The sequence below is a fragment of the Streptococcus anginosus genome, from assembly GCF_001697145.1.
Classification (GTDB): domain Bacteria; phylum Bacillota; class Bacilli; order Lactobacillales; family Streptococcaceae; genus Streptococcus; species Streptococcus hominis.
Genome location: NZ_CP012719.1, coordinates 224389 through 247117 on the forward strand (window position 1 = coordinate 224389; position 22729 = coordinate 247117).

General features: G+C 39.9%; 22 protein-coding genes and 1 riboswitch. Of the genes, 21 read left to right on the plus strand and 1 reads right to left on the minus strand.

Features of this window, described 5'->3' with window-relative positions:
* Nucleotides 1–5 precede the first annotated feature (5 nt).
* The 12 genes from SanJ4206_RS01140 (at nucleotide 6) to SanJ4206_RS01195 (ending at nucleotide 14568) form a co-directional block, all read left to right on the plus strand.
* Nucleotides 6–1676 (plus strand): BglG family transcription antiterminator, encoded by a 1671-nt coding sequence (locus tag SanJ4206_RS01140; protein ID WP_022525286.1) that lies wholly within the window; start codon nucleotides 6–8, stop codon nucleotides 1674–1676.
* Between the two features lie 160 nt (nucleotides 1677–1836).
* Nucleotides 1837–2928, plus strand: a complete 1092-nt coding sequence (gene ulaG / locus SanJ4206_RS01145) for an L-ascorbate 6-phosphate lactonase (RefSeq protein ID WP_003028504.1) — start codon at nucleotides 1837–1839, stop codon at nucleotides 2926–2928.
* A gap of 114 nt (nucleotides 2929–3042) precedes the next feature.
* Complete coding sequence (gene tkt, locus SanJ4206_RS01150) at nucleotides 3043–5019, plus strand: transketolase (protein ID WP_022525284.1); 1977 nt, start codon at nucleotides 3043–3045, stop codon at nucleotides 5017–5019.
* 93 nt (nucleotides 5020–5112) lie between these two features.
* Nucleotides 5113–5601, plus strand: coding sequence for a prolyl-tRNA synthetase associated domain-containing protein (locus SanJ4206_RS01155; RefSeq protein ID WP_003028508.1), 489 nt, complete (start codon nucleotides 5113–5115; stop codon nucleotides 5599–5601).
* Between the two features lie 102 nt (nucleotides 5602–5703).
* Complete coding sequence (gene yajC / locus SanJ4206_RS01160) at nucleotides 5704–6042, plus strand: preprotein translocase subunit YajC (protein WP_003028509.1); 339 nt, start codon at nucleotides 5704–5706, stop codon at nucleotides 6040–6042.
* Between the two features lie 344 nt (nucleotides 6043–6386).
* Complete coding sequence (locus SanJ4206_RS01165; protein WP_003028510.1) at nucleotides 6387–7136, plus strand: isoprenyl transferase; 750 nt, start codon at nucleotides 6387–6389, stop codon at nucleotides 7134–7136.
* 8 nt (nucleotides 7137–7144) lie between these two features.
* Nucleotides 7145–7948: a phosphatidate cytidylyltransferase gene (locus tag SanJ4206_RS01170; protein WP_003028511.1), complete on the plus strand. Its 804-nt coding sequence runs from the start codon at nucleotides 7145–7147 to the stop codon at nucleotides 7946–7948.
* Nucleotides 7949–8389: 441 nt separating this feature from the next.
* Nucleotides 8390–9661 (plus strand): M50 family metallopeptidase, encoded by a 1272-nt coding sequence (locus tag SanJ4206_RS01175; protein WP_022525283.1) that lies wholly within the window; start codon nucleotides 8390–8392, stop codon nucleotides 9659–9661.
* Nucleotides 9662–9698: 37 nt separating this feature from the next.
* Nucleotides 9699–11558, plus strand: a complete 1860-nt coding sequence (locus SanJ4206_RS01180; RefSeq protein ID WP_003028513.1) for a proline--tRNA ligase — start codon at nucleotides 9699–9701, stop codon at nucleotides 11556–11558.
* A gap of 263 nt (nucleotides 11559–11821) precedes the next feature.
* Nucleotides 11822–12460, plus strand: a complete 639-nt coding sequence (locus SanJ4206_RS01185) for a hypothetical protein (protein WP_003028515.1) — start codon at nucleotides 11822–11824, stop codon at nucleotides 12458–12460.
* Nucleotides 12461–12525: 65 nt separating this feature from the next.
* Complete coding sequence (locus SanJ4206_RS01190; protein WP_022525281.1) at nucleotides 12526–13830, plus strand: bifunctional folylpolyglutamate synthase/dihydrofolate synthase; 1305 nt, start codon at nucleotides 12526–12528, stop codon at nucleotides 13828–13830.
* Between the two features lie 54 nt (nucleotides 13831–13884).
* A riboswitch (THF riboswitch) is annotated at nucleotides 13885–13974 on the plus strand.
* Nucleotides 13975–14007: 33 nt separating this feature from the next.
* Complete coding sequence (locus tag SanJ4206_RS01195) at nucleotides 14008–14568, plus strand: folate family ECF transporter S component (protein WP_022525280.1); 561 nt, start codon at nucleotides 14008–14010, stop codon at nucleotides 14566–14568.
* Between the two features lie 62 nt (nucleotides 14569–14630).
* Here SanJ4206_RS01195 and pepA read toward each other — a convergent pair whose 3' ends face one another.
* Entirely contained in the window at nucleotides 14631–15695 is a 1065-nt protein-coding gene (pepA, locus tag SanJ4206_RS01200) for a glutamyl aminopeptidase (protein WP_022525279.1), read from the minus strand.
* A 119-nt stretch (nucleotides 15696–15814) separates the two neighbouring features.
* On the opposite strand from pepA, the gene SanJ4206_RS01205 reads away from it, so the two are divergent.
* From SanJ4206_RS01205 to SanJ4206_RS01245, 9 genes are all read left to right on the plus strand, one after another.
* Nucleotides 15815–16102 (plus strand): DUF4651 domain-containing protein, encoded by a 288-nt coding sequence (locus SanJ4206_RS01205; protein ID WP_003028519.1) that lies wholly within the window; start codon nucleotides 15815–15817, stop codon nucleotides 16100–16102.
* Nucleotides 16099–16416: a thioredoxin family protein gene (locus SanJ4206_RS01210; protein ID WP_003028520.1), complete on the plus strand. Its 318-nt coding sequence runs from the start codon at nucleotides 16099–16101 to the stop codon at nucleotides 16414–16416. Before SanJ4206_RS01205 ends, SanJ4206_RS01210 begins: the two co-directional genes overlap by 4 nt.
* Nucleotides 16417–16432: 16 nt before the next feature.
* Nucleotides 16433–17059, plus strand: a complete 627-nt coding sequence (gene ytpR / locus SanJ4206_RS01215; RefSeq protein ID WP_003028521.1) for a YtpR family tRNA-binding protein — start codon at nucleotides 16433–16435, stop codon at nucleotides 17057–17059.
* An 80-nt stretch (nucleotides 17060–17139) separates the two neighbouring features.
* Nucleotides 17140–17535 carry a single-stranded DNA-binding protein gene (locus SanJ4206_RS01220; RefSeq protein WP_003028522.1) on the plus strand — a complete coding sequence of 132 codons (396 nt, stop codon included), beginning with the start codon at nucleotides 17140–17142 and terminating at the stop codon, nucleotides 17533–17535.
* Nucleotides 17536–17827: 292 nt separating this feature from the next.
* Nucleotides 17828–18814 carry a sugar ABC transporter substrate-binding protein gene (locus SanJ4206_RS01225; protein ID WP_003028523.1) on the plus strand — a complete coding sequence of 329 codons (987 nt, stop codon included), beginning with the start codon at nucleotides 17828–17830 and terminating at the stop codon, nucleotides 18812–18814.
* Nucleotides 18814–20127 carry a sensor histidine kinase gene (locus tag SanJ4206_RS01230; RefSeq protein WP_003028524.1) on the plus strand — a complete coding sequence of 438 codons (1314 nt, stop codon included), beginning with the start codon at nucleotides 18814–18816 and terminating at the stop codon, nucleotides 20125–20127. The genes SanJ4206_RS01225 and SanJ4206_RS01230 overlap by 1 nt, the downstream gene beginning before the upstream one ends.
* Nucleotides 20120–20803, plus strand: a complete 684-nt coding sequence (locus SanJ4206_RS01235) for a response regulator transcription factor (RefSeq protein WP_003028525.1) — start codon at nucleotides 20120–20122, stop codon at nucleotides 20801–20803. Before SanJ4206_RS01230 ends, SanJ4206_RS01235 begins: the two co-directional genes overlap by 8 nt.
* On the plus strand, nucleotides 20800–22086 hold the full coding sequence (locus SanJ4206_RS01240; protein WP_037593416.1) for an ABC transporter substrate-binding protein: 1287 nt from the start codon (nucleotides 20800–20802) through the stop codon (nucleotides 22084–22086). The genes SanJ4206_RS01235 and SanJ4206_RS01240 overlap by 4 nt, the downstream gene beginning before the upstream one ends.
* A 196-nt stretch (nucleotides 22087–22282) precedes the next feature.
* Complete coding sequence (locus SanJ4206_RS01245) at nucleotides 22283–22717, plus strand: PTS sugar transporter subunit IIA (RefSeq protein WP_003028528.1); 435 nt, start codon at nucleotides 22283–22285, stop codon at nucleotides 22715–22717.
* Nucleotides 22718–22729: the final 12 nt, after the last annotated feature.

Below are 22729 nucleotides of genomic sequence, written 5' to 3' on the forward strand. Positions count from 1 at the left end.
AAATGATGATATTATTGGATCAAACAAGTTGTGACTTACTAAAATACCTCATTCAGTTGGAAGAGCCAGAAACGATTATGACCATTTCACGGGCAACCAATCAATCGCGGAGGAAAATCTATTATCATTTAGAAAAAATCAATGATGCTTTAGCGGATGTCGGCGAAGTCATTAGTAGCCGTCCGAGAGTAGGGATTGTCTTAACCGCACACCAAAAAGAACTCTGTCAAGAGTTATTGGAAGGCGTTGATTTTTATAGCTATGTCATGAGCATGACCGAGCGTATGCAGCTGACTGTGCTTTATATCTGTATTGCTAAGGAGCGTGTGACTATTGAAAAGCTAATGGAATTGACAGAAGTATCCCGCAATACGGTTCTCAATGATTTGAATGAAATCCGCAATCAGTTGGCTTCGGAGCAGTATCAAGTCAATCTCACTTCCACAAAAGCACAAGGATATTTTTTGAAGTGCCACCCGCTCAATAAGATTCAGTACGTTCATTCTCTTTTGTATGACATTTTTGCAGAGGGAAATCATAGTTTTGTGATGATTTTGACAGAAAAGATAAAAGAATTTATCGGAGAAGATTTACTTTTGTCCGATGAATTGCAAGATTTTCTCAATCAAAGAGTGCAAGATGTGGAGCAGGATTTAGGCAAGAAAATCAATCGCCATGAAATCAAATTCATGCTGCAAGTTTTGCCCTATCTGCTGTTGAGCTGTCGCAATATGGCTTTAAATGAGGAAGAGCAGGAAGACTTGAAGCGTGAGTTTACCTTGATTCGCAAGCGGATAGAATACCAAGCAGCCAAGAATTTGAATAGTAATTTAGGGGCAACATTTGGCTTGCAATTAAATGATATTGAAATTTCTCTCTTAGCCGTTCTTTTGCTTTCTTACCGGAAAGATCGGGATATTCATGCAACCAGTCAAGATTTTGTCCAATTAAAAGAAGCGATTGATGAGTTTATTTGGCGGTTTGAAGTCAGTTCGCATTTTGAAATTGAAAATAAAGAAGATTTGTTGCGAAATTTATTGACGCACTGCAAGGCTTTGCTGTTTCGTAAAACCTACGGCATTCTGTCTAAAAATCCATTGACACGACAGATCAAGGAAAAATATGCAGATTTGTTTGCAGTCACCAAGTCTTGCTCTGTGATTTTGGAGGAAGCATGGCTTATTTCACTAACTGATGATGAAGTTGCTTATCTTGCTCTTCATATGGGTGGATTCTTAAAACATAATCGTGCTGAAAAACAAGATGCCAAACGGATTTATTTAGTCTGTGATGAAGGAGTCGCTGTTCAGAAATTGCTACTCAAACAGTGCTTGTATCATCTACCAAATGAAAATTTAAGTGCTGTTTTTACGACAGAACAATTCAAAAGCGTCGAAGACATTTTAGATGTGGATTTATTAATTACGACAAATGACGGATTGGAAACTACTCTGCCAACGATACAGGTTCAGCCCATTTTGGACTACGAGGATGTATTGAATATTACTTCTTTTGTGAAAGATCAAACTCTTTCTACTAAAGGCGTGCGATTTAGTCAAGAGTTAGAACGACTTTTGTCACAATACCTCAAGGATTCAACTCGTACACAAGAGCTGAAAAATAAAATTCAAAAACTTGTCAACGAAGAATTATTATCAACTTCAACGGAAGAATGAAAGAATAAGATGACTGGCTAGGGATAAAAATCCCGGCTTTTTTAGTTGTGAAAAATAGTCCAATCTTGAACACAGACATGTGCTTTATTTGGTCTTTTTTAATCTATTGAAGGGAGTTATACTAAGAATGTAGAATAAAATATCTTGAGGAGGATAAGCAATGCCAAATGTAAAAGAAATCACAAGAGAATCTTGGATTTTATCCACTTTCCCAGAATGGGGAACATGGCTCAATGAAGAAATTGAAGAAGAAGTTGTGCCAGAAGGCAACTTTGCTATGTGGTGGCTAGGCAACTGCGGTGTCTGGATTAAGACACCTGGTGGTGCAAATGTTGTCATGGATCTCTGGTCCAACCGCGGAAAATCAACCAAAAAGGTCAAAGACATGGTGCGTGGTCACCAAATGGCCAATATGGCTGGTGTCCGCAAATTGCAACCAAATCTCCGTGTGCAACCAATGGTGATTGACCCATTTGCGATTAACGAACTGGACTATTACCTTGTTTCTCATTTCCACAGCGACCATATTGACATCAATACTGCTGCAGCTATCGTCAACAATCCAAAATTAAATCATGTGAAGTTTGTCGGTCCTTACGAATGTGGCGAAATTTGGAAAAAATGGGGTGTTCCAGAAGAACGTATTATGATTATCAAACCGGGCGAAAGCTTCGAGTTTAAAGATATAAAGGTTACAGCTGTGGAATCCTTTGACCGAACTTGCTTGGTCACACTTCCAGTTGATGGTGCAGATGCTCAAGATGGTGAGCTGAAGGGGCTTGCTGTAACTGACGAAGAAATGGCGCGTAAAGCAGTCAACTACGTCTTTGAAACACCGGGCGGTACGATTTATCATGGTGCAGATTCTCACTTCTCAAACTATTTTGCCAAACACGGAAAAGATTTCAAGATTGATGTGGCTATTAATAACTATGGTGATAACCCAATCGGTATTCAAGATAAGATGACTTCGATTGATTTGCTTCGTATGGCTGAAAACCTTCGTGCCAAAGTTATTATTCCAGTTCATTATGATATCTGGTCTAACTTCATGGCTTCAACGGACGAGATTTTAGCCTTGTGGAAGATGCGCAAAGAGCGCCTCCAATATCAATTCCACCCATTCATCTGGGAAGTTGGTGGTAAATATACCTATCCGCAAGACAAAGACAGAATTGAATACCACCATCCACGTGGCTTTGATGATTGCTTCGAGCACGATTCGAATATTCAATTTAAGGCTTTACTATAAAAAATTAAGTGGGAATTATCCGTATACATTGCGATATGCGGATAATTTTCATATAATGATAGTGTAGAAAAAATAGCTACTGAAAGGGTAGTAGTATTATAAAAGGAGAATTCAATGTCAAATTTATCTGTCAATGCCATTCGTTTCTTAGGAATTGATGCCATTGAAAAATCAAAATCTGGGCATCCAGGTGTTGTCATGGGCGCAGCACCGATGGCTTATGACTTGTTTACCAAGCAAATGCGTGTGAATCCAGAAGTACCAAATTGGGTCAATCGTGACCGTTTTATCTTGTCAGCAGGTCATGGGTCTATGTTGCTCTATGCACTTCTTCACTTGTCTGGTTTTCAAGATGTCACTATGGACGAAATCAAGAACTTCCGTCAATGGGGTTCTAAAACGCCTGGTCATCCAGAATTTGGACATACAGCTGGCGTAGATGCGACAACTGGACCCCTCGGTCAAGGAATTTCGATGGCAACTGGTTTTGCGCAAGCAGAACGTTTCCTAGCTGCTAAGTACAACCGTGAAGGCTATAATATCTTTGACCACTATACGTATGTCATCTGTGGTGACGGGGACTTAATGGAAGGTGTGTCTGCTGAAGCAGCTTCTTATGCTGGACTGCAAAAGCTAGATAAGCTCATCGTTCTCTATGATTCAAACGACATCAATTTGGACGGAGAAACGAAAGATTCCTTTACAGAAAGTGTTCGTGACCGTTACAATGCTTACGGTTGGCACACAGCTTTGGTTAAAGACGGAACAGACTTAGAAGCAATCAATGCGGCGATTGAAGCTGCAAAAGTTTCTGGCAAACCGTCATTGATTGAAGTCAAAACGGTGATTGGTTATGGCTCGCCAAATAAACAAGGGACAAATGCTGTTCATGGAGCGCCTCTTGGTGCAGAAGAGGCAGCGGCTACTCGCAAAGCTCTTGCTTGGGATTACGCACCATTTGAAATTCCAGAAGAAGTCTACGAAGATTATCGAGTTAATGTTGCAGAACGCGGCAAAGCTGCCTATGATGCTTGGGAAAAACTCGTTGAAGAATACAAACAAGCCTATCCTGACTTAGCTGATGAAGTTGCTGCCATTATTGCTGGACAAGATCCAGTTGAGATCAAGCCAGAAGATTTCCCAGTAGTAGAAACAGGTTTCTCACAAGCTACTCGTAATTCTAGCCAAGATGCTTTAAATGCCGCAGCAAAAGTACTTCCAACATTCCTCGGTGGCTCTGCTGACCTCGCTCATTCTAATATGACTTATATCAAAGAAGACGGTTTGCAAGACGATACCCACCGCCTTAACCGCAATATTCAATTCGGTGTGCGTGAATTTGCTATGGGAACTATTTTGAATGGTATGGCACTTCACGGGGGACTTCGTGTTTATGGTGGTACATTCTTTGTCTTTTCAGACTATGTTAAAGCGGCTGTTCGCTTGTCAGCTCTTCAAGGCTTACCTGTGACCTATGTCTTTACACATGACTCAATCGCAGTTGGTGAGGATGGTCCAACTCATGAGCCGATTGAGCATTTGGCTGGACTTCGTGCCATTCCAAACCTCAATGTTTTGCGTCCAGCAGATGCGCGTGAAACGCAGGCCGCTTGGTACTTGGCGCTGAAGAGTCAATCAACCCCAACAGCTCTTGTTCTCACCCGTCAAAACTTGACTGTTGAAGCTGGAACTGACTTTGACAAGGTAGCAAAAGGAGCTTATGTCGTGTATGAGACAGCAGGTGGTTTTGATACAATCCTTCTAGCATCTGGTTCTGAAGTCAACTTAGCTGTTGCAGCTGCAAAAGAGTTGGAAGCACAAGGGGAGAAAGTTCGCGTTGTCAGCGTACCGTCAACAGACATCTTTGATGCACAAGACGCTGCTTACAAAGAAGAAATTTTACCAAATGCAGTTCGTCGACGTGTTGCAATCGAAATGGCTGCAACCCAGTCTTGGTACAAATATGTCGGACTTGACGGAGCTGTTATCGGCATTGACAAATTCGGTGCCTCTGCCCCAGCTGCTAAGGTAATGGAAGAGTATGGCTTCACCGTTGCTCATGTCATAGAAGTTGTGAAAAATTTGAAATAGTAATTATCAAGAAAAAGAACCGAGGCTTGCTTCGGTTTTTCTAACTAGAAGTGCTATAATGAAAATAGAAAATTCTATCTCGGAGGTGTGAAGATGACAAAGGAAAGTATGATTTATCATTTATTAGATGAATTGAAAATTTCTTATGTTCGTCTGGATCATGAACCAATTTTTTCCGTTATTGAGGCGGCTGAAAAGGGAGTCGTCTTACCGGGGCAACAGGTCAAAAATCTCTTTTTGAAAAATAAAAAGGGACGTCAATTTTATTTGGTCATTTTGCGGGACGAAAAAACGGCAGATATCAAGCATTTGGCAGAAATCCTTGATGAAAAACGATTATCATTTGCCAATGATAAGGAGCTGGAGGAGCTTTTACAGGTAGAGCCAGGTGCGGTTACACCTTTTGGGTTGCTTTTTGATAAGGAAAAGAAAGTCCAGCTGATTGTGGACGAGGAGGTTGATCCGAACTTGACCGTGGGTTTTCATCCTTTTGTCAATACAACAACGCTCAATATCGCTTATGCGGACTTTTTACGCTTTTTGGAAAAAGCAGAGCATACTGTCAAAAGAATTCGCTGCTAGTCAGGCTTAAGGAGGAATCCTTTTAGAAATTTCAGCCCCTCCTTGTAAATTCTCTAGGAATCTGCTATAGTAGATAATATATGAAATCTAAAGGAGACTAAAATGGGTAACGGTTTTTCAGTTTTAATCATGTTGGTTGTGATGATGGGCTTAATGTTCTTCATGCAACGTTCTCAAAAGAAACAAGCAGACAAACGGATGGAAAGCTTGAACAAACTACAAAAAGGATATGAAGTTATCACAATTGGTGGCTTGTATGGTACGGTTGATGAAGTTGATACTGAAAAGAAAACGGTTGTTCTTGATGTAGACGGTGTTTACTTGACATTTGAATTAACAGCTATCAAGACTGTATTACCTCTCACAGAGGGAATCACAGCAGTTGCTGGTGCAGACGGAAGTGTTGATATGTCAGAAGATACAGCTATTGAAGAAGAATAGTAGTGTTTTAAGATGGAAAAAGGGATTGGAGTTTCTCCAGTTCTTTTATTTTTGCTTGAAAGGTTTCTTTTACAACTTATAAGAATAATTCTTATTCTACTTTGATGTCGCCAATTAGATATTTTTGACGCCAAAGCTAACCAAGTAACAAATATTCCTTTAGCAGAATAGGAACTTAAAAAAGATAAAGCATTTAATTTTTATCGTAAAATAATGTGAAAAAGAAGTTGGAGCCAAAAATTTCTATGTTTCGGCTTCTTTTTTATCTGAAATTTAGCATAAATCCCATTTTTAGAGGATTTATGATATAATGAAATGTAAAACTTTATTAGGAAAACAAGCAGATGTTTAGTTTTAAGAAAAAAGAAAAAATTGAAGTTCCGTTACAAATACCAAAACATATCGGTATTATTATGGACGGGAATGGTCGTTGGGCTAAAAAGAGAATGCAGCCGCGCGTTTTCGGGCATAAGTCTGGAATGGAAACTTTACAAAACGTTACCATTGCAGCTAAAGAGCTGGGGGTTCAAGTATTGACAGTCTATGCGTTCTCCACAGAAAATTGGTCGCGCCCTGAAAAAGAAGTCAGCTTTATCATGAACTTGCCGGTTGAATTTTACGACCGTTATGTGCCTGAGTTGCATAGAAATAACGTAAAAATTCAAATGATTGGAGATACAGAGCGGCTACCTAAGGCAACTTATGAGGCGCTTTACAAAGCAGAAGAATTAACGCGGCTCAACACAGGCTTGATTCTGAATTTTGCCTTGAATTATGGTGGCCGTGCTGAGATTGTTCAGGCGGTTAAAATGATTGCTCAAGATGTGTTAGATGCCAAGTTCAGTCCGGGTGAGATTGATGAAGAGATGATTGCCAATTATCTACAAACCAGCAATCTACCTCGATTATTGCGCGATCCGGATTTGGTCATTCGAACGAGCGGAGAATTGCGTTTGAGTAATTTCTTACCTTGGCAAAGTGCATATAGTGAGCTGTATTTTACAGATATTTTATGGCCGGATTTTGATGAGAAAGCTTTGAAAGCAGCTATTGAAGAATATAGTAAACGAAATCGTCGCTTTGGCGGTGTGTAGGAGAATTTATGGATAAGGATTTACAAAGACGTGTTATTTTTGGCGGAGTGGCACTTGCTATCTTCATTCCAGTTTTGATGATAGGAGGGGCGCTTCTGCAAATTGGAATGGGGCTTCTAGCCATGTTGGGTGTTCATGAATTGCTGCAAATGAAAGGGCTGAGAAGTACCACGCTAGAAGGTGTCTTAGCCATGTTGGCAGGTTTTGTGTTGACGATTCCACTCGAAAACTATTTGAAATTTTTGCCGATAGACGGAAATGTTGTGGCCTATAGTTTAGTTGTTTTTCTTCTATTAGGCTCAACTGTTCTAGGGAAAAATTACAGTTTTGAAGATGCGGCTTATCCAATCGCTGCGAGTTTTTACGTGGGGATTGGCTTCAATGCTTTGCTAGATGCACGAGTGGCTGGTTTTGACAAAGTGCTCTTAGCCTTGTTTATTGTCTGGGCAACGGATAGCGGAGCTTACTTGATCGGACGGAGATATGGCGTACGTCGCTTGGCTCCTCATGTTTCTCCAAATAAAACTATTGAGGGCAGTCTAGGGGGCATTGCTTCAGCAGTCCTTGTAACATTTGTTTTCATGTTGTTTGATAAAAACGTTGCTGCACCTCATCATATGTTTGTCATGCTTCTTTTCACAGTATTCTTTAGTATTGCAGGACAGTTTGGAGACTTGGTAGAAAGTGCGATTAAGCGCCATTTTGGAGTCAAAGATTCTGGTAAATTTATACCCGGACATGGTGGTGTGTTAGATCGTTTTGACAGTATGCTGTTTGTCTTTCCCTTGATGCATTTCTTTGGATTGTTCTAATGAGAAGGATAAAATGAAGTAGGACAGACTAACGTGATTGTTTTATAGTCACTCACAGAAAAATGAAATCTGAGAAGATGACGTAAAGAATCAATATTTCGCAAGAAATTGATTTTGTCATTTCACTTTATGCAGTTGACTAGGGGTTGGTCGTCATACCTTGCGTAGCAAGGGATTAGAACTGCCACTCAGCAGTGATTGATTGGCACTAAAGTACCTAATCAATTGTGCATGGGAACTCTAAATTGACTAAAGTTAACAGAGTTTCTCACCACTGCGTTTTGTAGTAAAAATAATATATTGTAAGAGTCTGGGGAACGTTCATCCCAGCCTCTTTGTGAATGAACTTTATAAGGAAATCTTAAGCCGAGTGAAGTATTCTTGATTTGCTGTGTGCAATTCAGTAAGATGATCGTGTCAGAAAGTAGAAAGGTTGGTGTAATGCAGTCAGGTATTATAGGAATTATCACCTTTATCATTGTTTTTGGAATTATTGTGGTCGTTCATGAGTTTGGACATTTCTATTTTGCGAAAAAATCGGGTATTTTGGTGCGGGAGTTTGCTATCGGAATGGGCCCGAAAATTTTTGCTCATATCGGAAAAGACGGTACGGCGTATACCATTCGAATGTTACCGCTGGGTGGCTATGTTCGTATGGCTGGTTGGGGCGAAGATTCGACCGAGATTAAAACAGGAACACCTGCTAGTTTGACTTTAAATGAAGCAGGTAAGGTCGTCCGAATCAATCTTTCGGGCAAGAAAATTGATCAAACCGCTCTACCGATGAATGTGACAGGCTTTGATTTAGAAGACAAGCTGGAAATCACTGGTTTGGTACTAGATGAACAAAAGACCTATGCAGTTGACCATGATGCAACAATTGTAGAAGAAGACGGTACAGAGGTTCGGATTGCTCCGCTTGATGTGCAGTATCAAAATGCTAGTTTAGGCGGGCGCCTCATTACCAACTTTGCAGGACCAATGAATAATTTCATTTTAGGGATTGTAGCTTTTCTGCTGTTGATTTTTATGCAGGGTGGCGTTGCCAATCCCAATACAAATCACATTCGCATTTTACAGGGCGGTGCCTTGGCTCAGGCTGGTGTAAAAAACAATGACCAAATTTTAAAAGTTGGTCAAGCAGAAATCAAGAATTGGTCGGATTTGACCCAAGCTGTTCAGTCTGAGACGAAAAACAGTAAAGGGCAGTCAGAACTAAATGTGACTGTTAAAAGCGGAAATAAAGTTCAAGAGCTGACAGTTAAGCCTAAAAAAGAGCAAGGTAGATATTTATTAGGAGTGATGCCGGGCTTGAAATCGGATTTTCCGTCTATGATTGCGGGCGGATTTAGCATGGCTTGGAACGCTAGCTTCCGCATCTTTGATGCTTTAAAAAATTTAATTTTCCATCCAGATATCAATAAACTGGGCGGTCCTGTGGCGATTTACAAAGCCAGCAGTGAAGCAGCTAAAGGTGGAATTGAAAGTGTTATCGCTTTATTAGCTATGCTCTCTCTGAATATCGGCATTTTTAATCTCATTCCTATCCCGGCGCTTGACGGTGGAAAAATTGTGCTCAATCTGCTTGAAGCCATTCGTCGTAAACCATTAAAGCAGGAAACAGAAACCTATGTCACGTTGGCAGGTGTCGCTGTTATGGTACTCCTAATGATTGCGGTGACCTGGAATGATATTATGAGAACCTTCTTTTAAAAGGTGAATTCTAAATAATAAATAAAAGGAAGAATTTATGAAACAAAGTAAAATGTTAATCCCAACACTGCGGGAAATGCCTAGTGATGCGCAAGTCATTAGTCATGCCTTGATGTTGCGGGCTGGTTATGTCCGTCAAATATCAGCAGGTGTTTATTCTTATTTGCCCTTAGCAAATCGTGTGATTGAAAAAGCAAAAAAAATCATGCGGGAAGAATTTGAGAAAATTGGTGCAGTCGAAATGCTGGCTCCAGCACTTCTTAGTGCCGATCTTTGGCGTGAATCTGGTCGTTATGAAACTTACGGTGAAGATCTCTATAAATTAAAAAATCGTGAAGGTTCAGATTTTATCTTGGGGCCAACTCACGAAGAAACATTCACCGCAATTGTACGGGATTCTGTCAAGTCTTATAAACAGCTCCCGCTCAATCTATATCAAATCCAAGCTAAATATCGTGATGAAAAACGTCCTAGGAATGGTCTTTTGCGGACACGTGAATTTATCATGAAAGATGGTTATAGCTTCCATGCCAATTACGATAGCCTAGACGTGACTTATGATGAATACAAGACGGCTTATGAAAATATTTTTACTCGTAGTGAGATTGAATTTAAAGGTATTATCGGTGATGGTGGTGCCATGGGTGGAAAGGATAGTCAAGAATTTATGGCCATTACACCTGAACGGACAGACCTTACGCGCTGGGTTGTTCTAGATAAGTCAGTCACTAGTTTTGATGAAATTCCGACAGATGTACAAGAAGCGATAAAAGAAGAATTGACGAGCTGGTTGGTGTCTGGTGAAGATACTGTTGTTTATTCGAGTGAGTCAGGATATGCTGCAAACCTTGAAATGGCAACAAATGAATACAAACCAAGCAATCGTGTTGTGGCAGAAGAGGAATTGATTCGTGTAGAAACCCCAGATTGCAAGTCAATTGATGAAGTCGCTGCTTTTCTTCATGTTGATGAAAGTCAAACAATCAAAACCTTAGTTTACATTGCTGACGAAAAGCCTATCGTGGCTCTGCTTGTCGGAAATGATCAATTGAATGAAGTGAAGTTGAAAAATTATCTAGGTGCTGATTTCTTTGAACCGGCAAGCGAAGAAGAAGTTCGTGAACTGTTTGGAGCAAACTTTGGATCTCTTGGACCCGTTCATCTTCCAGAAGATGTTCAAGTCATCGCAGACCGCAAGGTAGAAGACATCCGCAATGCAGTCGCTGGTGCGAATGAAGACGGTTATCATTTGACAGGTGTCAATCCAGGGCGAGACTTCACAGCAGAATATGTAGATATTCGCGAGGTGCGTGAAGGCGAAGTTTCACCAGACGGACAAGGCGTTTTGAAATTTGCACGCGGCATTGAAATTGGACATATCTTTAAATTAGGAACTCGTTATTCAGAAAGCATGAATGCGACGGTTTTAGATGAAAATGGTCGTGCAGTTCCTGTCGTAATGGGCTGCTATGGTATTGGTGTTAGTCGCCTCTTATCAGCTGTTATGGAGCAACATGCACGTCTCTTTGTCAATAAAACTCCAAAAGGAGACTATCGCTATGCTTGGGGAATCAATTTTCCAAAAGAATTGGCACCATTTGATGTGCATCTAATCCCTGTAAATGTCAAAGACGAGGAAGCTCTTGTCTTGACAGAACAACTAGAAGCAGAGCTGGTCAAAGCTGGCTACGAAGTTTTGACAGATGACCGTAACGAACGTGCTGGTGTGAAATTCAGCGATAGTGACTTGATTGGGTTACCGATTCGTGTGACTGTTGGGAAAAAAGCAGCTGACCGCATCGTTGAAGTCAAAATCAAAGCGACAGGTGATACCATTGAAGTTCATGTTGACAATCTTCTTGAAACACTTGCAATCTTAACGAAGAAGGACAAATAAATAGGTCTGAAACAAGAACTAAATTATCATTCAAAAACAGACAAAATCTTAATTGGAGATAATCCAAAAGAGATTTTGTCTGTTTTTTTGAGTTGTCACTTTACGTCGACTTGTTGGTGTGGGACAAAGAACGACTGTTAAGGGAAATGTGTTTTATTTTTCTTTCATTTTTTACTATTTGAAGATAAAAAATAACTTTTTAGGGCGTCTTCTGAGGAAATCTTTGGAATATTTTATACTAAAAAGTAGAAAAAGGAGTTGAAATGAGAAAGATAAAAAATATTCTTCAAATGAGTTTGCTAATCGTTCTGACACAGATTACCTTGGTACTGCTAACGACGCCGTTGTCCAAAACATTGACCTTTCAGCAGTCAAGTTTTGTATTTTTGTTCATTCTATTTTCTTGTGGCTTGCTTTATTTTCGCTATTTTTCCAGAGAATTAACAGATTTTAAATCAGAGATCTTAACGGCTCGTTACTGGCCCCTACTGCGATTATCCTATCTCATGATGGTATTTATCAATGCTATAGGAGCTTATCTGATGATATTGGAGGGGATGACAGCAGCGTCAGAAGGTCAACAACTGCTCCTGAGCCTGTTTGTCCACTCGTCTCTTTTCTTATTAGGTGTTGATATAGTAGCTCTCGTGCCTGAGGTGCGGTCATTCATTATTCATTTTTTTGTGTCAAAAGGTCAAGCACGAACGAGTTTTGTGATAGGGAGTTTGTTGTTTATCCTTTTACGAAATCCAGCTGATTTGACTTGTTTTATTGTTTATACAGGTTTAGGGAGTTTACTTTCTTTCTTGATTTCCAAGCCAACTCTTCGTTTGGAATTTTCCATTTTCAGTCATTTGGTGCGCAATAGCTTTTCTCTTCTTTTCTTGATTATTTTTTGGTAAATTGTTTTGTAGAAATCCCACTTCTATGATAAAATGAGAGCATTATAGATTGGATGAGAAGAGCAATGATACAAAAAGAAAAACAGTTAGAATGGTTGCAGCAGCACCAAACAAAAGAGCCACATTTGGGCTTAGAAAGAGTGCGACGACTATTATCGCTGCGAGGCAATCCTCATTTACAAATATCAGTCATTCATGTGGCAGGTACCAATGGAAAAGGCTCAACGATTGCACATTTACGTCAGCTATTGCAAGCAAAGAAACTGCGTGTAGGAACGTTTACATCGCCTTATCTTCTTAACTATAATGAGCAAATTGCAATCAATGGTTTGCCTATTTCAGGCGAAGACTTTTATTCTTTGTTGCAATCTTATCAAGAGTTATTAAAAAAGCAGGCAGATGATACGATATTGCAGGAAATAACAGAGTTTGAGATTATTACGGCATTGGCTTATGATTATTTCTGCCAGCAAGAGGTAGATGTGGTCATAATGGAAGTAGGTCTGGGTGGTTTATTGGACAGTACCAATGTGTGTCAACCGGTTTTGACAGCTATTACGACAATCGGACTAGATCACACAGCTATTTTAGGTACGACATTAGAAGACATTGCCAAGCAAAAAGCGGGGATTATCAAGCAAGGTGTGCCAGTAGTGACAGGGAAGATTTCTTCAGAAGCACTGACAGTTATTCACACTATTGCTCAGCAATGTCAGGCACTCCACATACGATATAAGAAAGATTATCAGGTGGAGTCTGTGCAAGGCTTAGAAGAGGGAGAAAAATTTCGTTTTTCAAATGCATTTCGACGAAAAGAGGACTATCAAACTGTTCTTTTGGGCGTTCATCAGGTTGAGAATGCGGGACTGGCAATTGAACTGTGTGATCAATATTGCAGCTTGAAAGGTTTACCATTGTTGAGTGAAAATGAGGTGCGACGGGCATTGAAACGAACGTATTGGCCTGCTCGCTTGGAGAAAATTTCAAAAGCACCCTTGATCTTGCTGGACGGGGCGCACAATCCTCATGCACTGAAAGCTCTGCTTGCTTCCCTAGAAAGCCATTTTCCAGATTATCAAAAAACGATTTTATTTACATGTATTCAAACTAAGGCGTTGGATGAAATGCTTGCTTTACTAAAAATGGTTCCCACATCTCGCGTACTTTTGACAACTTTTGAGGATTCACGGAGTTTTTCAACAGGAGAAATGCAATGTTTGGCAAAGCGAGAAAAGTTAGCATATGTAGAGTGGTTGCCTTATTTGGAGCAATACAAAAAAGCCAAGCATGGAGAGAAAGAGCTGCTGCTTATCACAGGCTCCCTCTATTTCCTTGCAGAAGTTAGAAAATATCTAATGAGCGATAGGTAAAAGGAGGTTTTCTAAATAGTTAAAATGTGATAGAATGAAAGAGCAATTTGTTTGCACAGAGTAAGTGGTCTGCGTTAAGTGTGTATGGATGGGATGTTGCCATACAACGAAACATTTGTGCGGTAGGCCATTGCATCCGCTGTCATTTTGACGGCTCCCGAAAGAAAAGGAGCGAATATGAAAAAAAACTCGCCAAAGTTATCGGTGCAACTATTGGTTGCCCTCGCAATGATTGTGGCTCTTTGTTTTGTCTTAGAGAAGTTTTCAATCTTTGTCATCCCTCGTTTGCTGAAGCTGAGTCCAGCTTTTATCGGTTATACCCTTATGGGAAGTGTCGCTGGTCCGGTTTTATCTGGTCTGGTTTCTGCCGTATATGATATGATTTCCTTTTTCTTTTTGAGTCAGGGGCAACCATTCATTATCTGGTTTACATTGATTGAAGCCTTGCAAGGTATTCTCTATGGTTATTTCTTTTATGGCAAAGAATTACGATTTGAACGGAAGAAAGACTGGCTTTGGGTGACGCTAGCAACTATCGCTGTTATGGGAGTGGGGACCTTTACTTTAACGCCCTTAGCTCTCCATTTACAATATGGAGTACCCTTTGTTGCACTATACGCTACTCGGGCATGGTCTGTTTTTGAAATTCCTTTACGAGTAGTTGTGACGATGCTCATTGTTCCACAGTTGCAACGAATCCCCGAATTACGTAAGTTAATGGGATTAAACAATAAGTAAAAAAATGAGAGCAGAAAAAGGCTGAGACATCACTGTCCACAGCCTTTTCAAATATGCACTTTTTAATAGTTTTTAATCAAATCAACGGTTGAGCGATCCAATTTCTTAACAAGAGCTTGTAAGAAAGCTTGAGCTTGCAAAAAGTCGTCCATTGCGTAGAGTGTTTGATGAGAATGAATGTAACGTGCACAAACACCAATAGTTGTAGAAGGCACACCACCGTTTTTGAGATGAGCGGCGCCGGCATCAGTTCCACCTTTGCCACAGTAGTATTGATACTTGATGCCTGCTTCTTCTGCCGTTGTCAAAAGGAAATCTTTCATATTTGGCAACATGAGGTGACCTGGGTCAAAGAAACGAATCAGAGTCCCTTCTCCGATAGCTCCTTGATCTCCGTAAATGTCGCCAGCAGGCGAACAGTCTACTGCAAAGAAAACTTCTGGGTCAAACTTAGTCGTTGAAACATGGGCTCCACGCAAGCCGACTTCTTCTTGGACATTGGCTCCAACATAGAGTTCATTGCCAAGTTTTTGTCCAGCTAGAGCTTGAACCAGTTCACTCACCATGAGGACACCGTAACGATTGTCCCAAGCTTTTGAGATAACGTTCTTCCCATTAGCTGTGAGAATAGCAGAGCTGTCTGGTACAATCGTATCGCCTGGACGAATGCTGTAGCTTTCAGCTTCTGCTTTATCAGCAAATCCACCGTCAAAAACAATATCTTCAATCCTTGGTAGACTTGGTCCACCTGTTCCACGAGTCAAATGTGGAGGAACGGATCCTGAAATGACAGGAATTGCAACTCCAGAGCTAGTAAAAAGTTTAAAGCGTTGGCTGCTAACGACGAGTGGATTCCAGCCACCAATTTGCACCACACGAAAAGTTCCGTCGGGTTTGATTTCACTCACCATGAAGCCAACTTCATCCATGTGGGCAGCTACTAAGACACGCGGTGCATCAACAGTTTCTGAATGTTTCACTCCAAAAATGCCTCCTAAGCCGTCTGTTACGACTTCGTCCACATGAGGAGTCATTTTTTTACGTAAATAATTGCGAACAGGCGCTTCATGTCCTGAAATGGCAGCAATTTCTGTTACTTCTTTGATTTTTGAAAATAATTCTGACATCATTAACCTTCTTTCTATTCTTATTTTATCATTTTCTATCATAGTTGGGTAGCATTCAAAGATAAAAAACAGTAGTGTTTCGATTTGTCCCAATTTATCTTTTGTGTTAAAATATTGTCATGAAAGCTAAAAAGATTCTATTAACAACGGCTGCACTTGCAGGAGTAGGGATTGCAGCTTATGCGACTAAAAAAACGTTGGACGAACGAAAAGAAGCTGAGCAGCGTGAGCAATTAGTTGCTGAAATTCGGGAAAGTTTGTCTGAATGGGGTCCGATTGCCACATTGTATGTGCAATTATACAAGTCAGACGAACACCGATTGGTTGGTGGTGTAGTATATGAAGATGATCGCCATATTTCATTTGTGTATGAAAATGGTGAATTGACCTATGAGGAAGAACAATGATTATTCCAGCAAATATAGAAGAATTGGCATCATTTGTGAAACGCGAAGGAAAGACTGTGTTCTTTTTCACAGCCGAGTGGTGTGGAGACTGTCGTTTTATTAAACCTTTTTTGCCTGAGATTGAAGCAGAGAATCCTGATTTTACCTTTGTTGAGGTCAATCGTGACGATTATATGGAAGTTGCCAAAAAGTGGGATGTGTATGGTATTCCTAGCCTAGTAGTCCTAGAAAATGGACAAGAAATTGGCCGTTTTGTTAATCGCGAGCGAAAAACGCAGACGCAAATCAATGAATTTTTAGCCCAATTAAACTGAAGATATAGGAGAAATAATGATTTTTACATATAATAAAGAGCATGTGGGTGACGTGCTAATGGTGATTGTTGCAGACGATCAAGCTGCTAAGTTAGCTGCTGAACGCAAGGGCAACGTAGCGCGTGTTTATCGTTTGGACAATGGAGAAACGGTTGCTTGGAATATTTTTCAGATTTCTAATCTTGTTAATATTACCGAACGCGGTCAAGTCTTTTTGACAGATGAAGAAATTTCAATTCTGAATCAAGAATTGAGCCAAGCAGGTTTTGAACCAGAATTGGTTAATGACCTTGATCCGAAATTTGTGGTTGGTGAAATTATGGAAATGGTAGCCCATCCAGATAGTGACCACCTTAATATTTGTCAAGTAAAAGTAGCAGCAGATAAAGTGGTTCAAATCGTAGCAGGTGCGCCTAATGCTAAAGTAGGTCTCAAGACGATTGTGGCGCTTCCGGGTGCTATGATGCCAAAAGGAAACGTGATTTTCCCTGGTGAGTTGCGTGGAGAAAAGAGTTTTGGCATGATGTGTAGTCCTCGCGAATTGCAGCTGCCAAACGCTCCGCAAAAACGTGGGATTATTGAATTAGCAAGTTCGGAAGTAGTAGGAACAGCCTTTGATCCAACTAAGCATTGGCAAGAGTAAAATAGAAATTAAGTTTTAATCGTGAATTTTCACGATTTTTTTCTTTTCTCTTACGAATAAATAGTTAGGAGGAAAACAAAATGTATAATAAAGTAATTTTAATCGGTCGCTTGGTGAATACACCAGAGTTAAACAAAACAGCTAATGATAAATCTGTGGCGCGTGCAACACTTGCGGTCAATCGTCGCTACAAAGGACAAAATGGTGAACGAGAAGCAGACTTCGTCAATGTCGTTGTTTGGGGCAAGTTAGCCGAAACATTGGCAAGTTATGCAAGTAAAGGCAGCTTGATTTCACTAGACGGCGAACTTCGCACTCGCCGCTATGAGAAGGACGGAGTGACGCATTATGTCACAGAAGTGCTTTGCAATGGTTTCCAGCTATTAGAAAGCCGTGCACAGCGAGCTCTTCGTGAGAATAATGCAGGTGCAGACTTGGCAGATTTGCTTCTGGAAGAAGAGGAATTGCCATTTTAATAAAGATAAGCTAGGCTGGACAACATCCAGTCTATTTGTCTCTAGTCAGCGAAAAAATTAGCATTTTATGCTTTCAATGATGTATGAATAATATGGGGAAGATAGAAGTCAACAGTCTGAGAATTGCATTTAGTTTTAACTTGAGTTTAAAAACAAGGAAGTTAGGGGGATTTTTCAAATTTTTTACACTTCTTTTTCTTGGCGAGGTTTTGCTTTTTTGTATAAATATAATATAATAAACCTAGATAAAACAGAGTCTTCTGTTTAAGACTGATGTTGATAAGGAGAAAAAATGGGAGCAGGTAAAGGACAAAAGCAATATCGCTATTATCGTAAATATCTATTATTTTTTCTGTTTGTCCTTGTATTGGCTGGCTTAGTTTTCCTCTATGTAAAAGGGAATTCATCAGATAGCAAGCAGGTCAAGATAGGAGCGACCTATATGACGATGAACAATGATTTTTATAAAACCTTAAATGCTGAAATTGAGAAAAAAACCAATCAACAAGGAAGTCGACTTTATGTGCGGGACCCAGAATTAGACGAAGACAAGCAAAGTCAGCAGATTGATTATTTTGTTCAAGAAAGAGTAAATGTGATTGTTATAAACCCAGTTAAGAGTGACAGTCCAAAGATTCTGACTTCTTTAAATAAAGCCAGAAAAGCGGGAATCAAGATTATTGTTGTGGATGCACCTGTTAGCAAAGATGCTAAAGTTGATACTACTATTGTGTCAGACAATTATCAAGCCGGTGTGTTGATAGCAAACGATATGATGAAACGATTGTCAAGTGCGAAGATTTTACTATTGGAACATCATAACGCTGTGTCTGCGATGGATCGGATTCAAGGATTTTTAGATACGATTAAAGGGCATCCTGCTTATCAGGTGGTTTCTAAGCGGGAAACATTGGGGCAGACGGAAGAAAGTATGCCTCAAGTAAAAAAAGCATTGAACGAAGGAATGCAATTTAATGTGGTCATGTCTTTAAATGATCGTGCTGCAATCGGAGCTCTCGCAGCCATAAAAGATCAAGGTGTGACAGACAAGATTGCAATTTATGGCGTAGATGGCTCGCCTGATATTAAGAATTTCCTTGCCAACACCAATGATATTCAAGGAACGGTTGCCCAGTCTCCGATTCAAATGGGTAGAAAGGTGACAGAAGTGATTGAGCACATGATGAAGCATCAAGCCTACAAAGAGGAATATCTCATTCCTGTTCATTTGGTGAATAAAGATAATATCGGGCAATATACAATTACAGGGTGGCAATAATGAGACGAAATAAAAGTATTTTTTATAGCAAGATTGCTTTAATGGTCATCAATTTCGTTGCCATTGTTTATAATGCCTCTATTTATCTTTTTGCAACAAATTACGTGGTCGCAAGAGGTTATGCTCATTCACTATTGGGGCGTTTGGATGCTATCCCAGGCTCGCCGAGCTTTAGTTTTTGGATGTCGATTGCCTTTTATGCTTGCTTATTATTGGTTTTTTATTACCGTGAGAAGCATCCAAATCAGCTATCTGTTTATGATAAAGTAACTATTATTGAGATTTTGCTGATGTTGGTTATTTTTGCTGTCTTGTATTCTTCTTATAATGGTCTGATTCTATTGGTTTTTGCGGATATTTTTTACGGTTCTAAGGAATTTAACACCTCCAAAGATCGGAAATATTGGTTTTCTTTTATCGTTTTGAGCTTTAGTATGTTGCTCGTATCCAACTATGACTTGATGTCGCTTTTTGTTAAATTGCCTTCGTTAGATACTTATATTCGCTTTTGTCCAGAATCTATTCGCATGGCACTCCTTTTTGGAAAGAATTTTCTCTTTTCACTAAATCTGGTTGTCTTTATGATTTCTTTGCTATTCTATATTTTATCTGCAATGACCGAAAAGCACCATATTGAAGAAGAGCTGCGGATGGCAGCGCAAGCCAATCGTGAGTTAAATAGTTATTTAGCCTTATCTGAAAAAATTGCGGAAGACCGTGAAAGAAAGCGGATTGCCAGAGAAATCCATGATACATTAGGGCATGCTTTGACAGGAATTTCAGCTGGGATTGATGCGGTTAAAGTATTGGTGGATATTGACAAAAATCGTGCTAAGGAGCAGTTAGAAAATGTTTCTGTGGTTGTGCGAGACGGTATCCGTGATGTGCGAGGCTCGCTCAATAAAATGCGTCCCGGCGCTCTAGAAAACAATAGTTTAAAAGAAGCATTGCTCAAAATTATTCGAGAATATGAAGCCATTTCTAATTTAGAAATTCATTTTCTCTATGAATGGGACACGATTGATTTGGATGTTGCAAAAGAGGATATTGTCTTTCGGGTGATTCAGGAGTCCATTACAAATTCGGTGCGGCATGGACATGCTAAGACGATTTGGATTGAATTGTTAGAAAAAGAGAATTATATCATGACCATACAAGACGATGGGGTCGGCTTTGATGAGCTTCACTATGGTTTCGGTCTCAAACAAATGCAGGAGCGTTTGGCGATTATTGGTGGGAATGTTCATTTTGAAAATCGCAACGGTTTCTATACCTATATTGAAATTCCGAAAATAGGAGGAAAGAATGATTAAAGTTTTAATTGCAGATGATCAAGCCTTGATTCGTGAGTCTTTACAAATTATTTTATCGGCTCATTCAGATATTGAAGTGGTGGGAACAGTCGGTGACGGCAAGGAAGTGCTCGAAAAACTTCACCATATACATCCAGATGTGATTTTGATGGACATTCGAATGCCTGTTATGGATGGCGTTCTCTGTACAAAGGCGGTCAAAGAACAATATCCAGATATCAAAATTATCATTCTAACAACTTTCGATGATGATGATTTCATTTTTTCAGCATTGAAATATGGCGCTTCTGGTTACATTTTAAAAGGAGTTTCTACTGAAGAATTGCACCAAGCCATTCAAACGGTTTACAAAGGTGGTGCTATGATTAACCCCAACATTGCTACCAAAGTGTTTAAAATCTTTTCACAAATGGCACAGTCAAATTTTGCTATTTCTGTTGCCGAAGAAAATGTGGAAGACATGAGTCAGACTGAGTGGAAGATTATCCAACAAATTGGTTTTGGAGTTTCAAACAAGGAAATTGCAGCGAAGTTGTTCTTGTCTGAAGGGACAGTGCGGAATTACTTGTCAGGCATTCTGGCGGAATTAAATTTGCGAGATCGCACGCAATTAGCTATTTGGGCTGTGCAGACAGGTGTTACCCAACGTGATTTTAGTAAGGACAATGACAAATGAAGTGGCGGATGAGGTATTTGACGATGTTCGTCTCGGCTCTCCTTTTAGTGACCCTTAGCTTTGTTTTATGGACTTCCAATCAAAAAAAGATTTTGCGAATTGGAGTGTATGCAGGCAGCAGCTGGGACGTTCCGAATAGTCGTGAGAATAGAGTATTAGACAATATTATCCGCCAATTTGAAAAGTCACATCCCAATGTCAAAGTCGTCTATGAGAGCGGCATTCCTAAAAAGGACTATGACAATTGGCTAGCAGAAAAGATTCTAAAAGGTGAACAACCAGATGTGTTTATGGTGCCTGAAAATGATTTTTCTATGTTAGCGGCTTCTGGGGCTTTTAAATCCTTGGATTCTTTGATTAGTAAAGAGGAGGCTGCGGCTTACTATCCAGTTGCTTATCAAGCTGGGCTATATCAGGGACACAGTTATGCTTTACCGATTGAAAGCAATCCTATCATGATGTGTGTCAATAAGGATTTGCTGGAAAAAGAAGGCATTTCGATTCCTGATTCCAATTGGACTTTAGAAGACTTATATGCAATTTGTCAAAAAGTCACAAAGGATACAAATGGTGACGGTTTGATTGACCAGTATGGCATTACGGATTATACTTGGAAACAGGCTCTGGTAGCTTATAAGGGGCATTTGAGAAATCAAAGTGGTGTCAATGTTGATAGTGTGGAAATGCATCAAGCACTCTCCTTTATCAGTAAATTGGATTCATTAAATCAACGGTACAAGGTAACGTCAAATGATTTTGATGAAGGTAAGGTAGCCTTTTATCCCATGAGTTTGGCTCAATATCGAACCTATAAACCCTATCCCTACCATGTGGCAAAATATTCTAGATTTTCTTGGACCTGCATTCCTATGCCAGCCGCTAAAGCGGGCATTCCTGCGACCCAAGTGAAAACGTCTCTTTTTGCTATGTCTTCAAAGACAAAACAGGATAAATTAGCTTGGGAGTTTATGAAATTGCTGTGTCAAAATCAAAAAAATCAGCAAGAACTATTTGCAAAATCACAAGGGACCTCTGTCTTGACATCAGTTGTCAAAAGCAGTCAGACGAAAAAGATTTTACAGGCAGATGATTTGGGGCTAGATTCGCTGACATCGCAACGACTGGATCATATGATGAAGCATTCGGTGTTAGATATTAGCAGAGACTTAGATTATCATTCTTTGGAACGACTGGATTATTTACTAGGAAATGCTCTCAAAAACAATGAAATAGACAGTATCTTACCAAGTATTCAAAGGGAAATGGAAGAAACAGGCAAATAGAGATTTAACGAAGAATAAATATCAAAATAGTCAGATGAGAGATTTAGCTCAAAGCTGGCTATTTTTCTTTTTGAAAAACTATATGACATTTGTCATATTTTAACTAACAAATGTCATCTTTACAAAGTGACATTTGACAATGTGAAACCGGTTCCAGATTTAGTAAAATAAAGACAGAAATGAAGGGGGAAAGAACATGAAATATCTAGTACTAGTCAGTCATGGTGGACTAGCAGAAGGTGTGCAAAGCTCATTGAAGATGTTTGCTGGTGATAAGACCGACCAAGTCATTGCAGTAGGTCTGAAAGAAGGCAAGTCTGTTGATGATTTCGCTCTTGACTTTCGTCAAGCGTTAGCAAATCTGGGAACAGAAGATACGGTTTTGGTGTTGGCAGACATTGTCGGAGGAAGCCCTTTGACGACAGCTTGCAACGTTTTGTCAGAACTTGGTAAGTTAAACACGGCAGTCGTACTTGGTGGTCTCAATTTGACAATGGCACTCACAGGCTTAGTAATGAAGGATATGTTGGAAGGAAAAGACTTGGCACAAGCCATTCTCTCAGAAGCATCCGCAGCTCTGCAAGAATTTGATGTGACTGCTAGTGATGAAGATGACGAAGATGATATTTAAGAAGAAATAAAA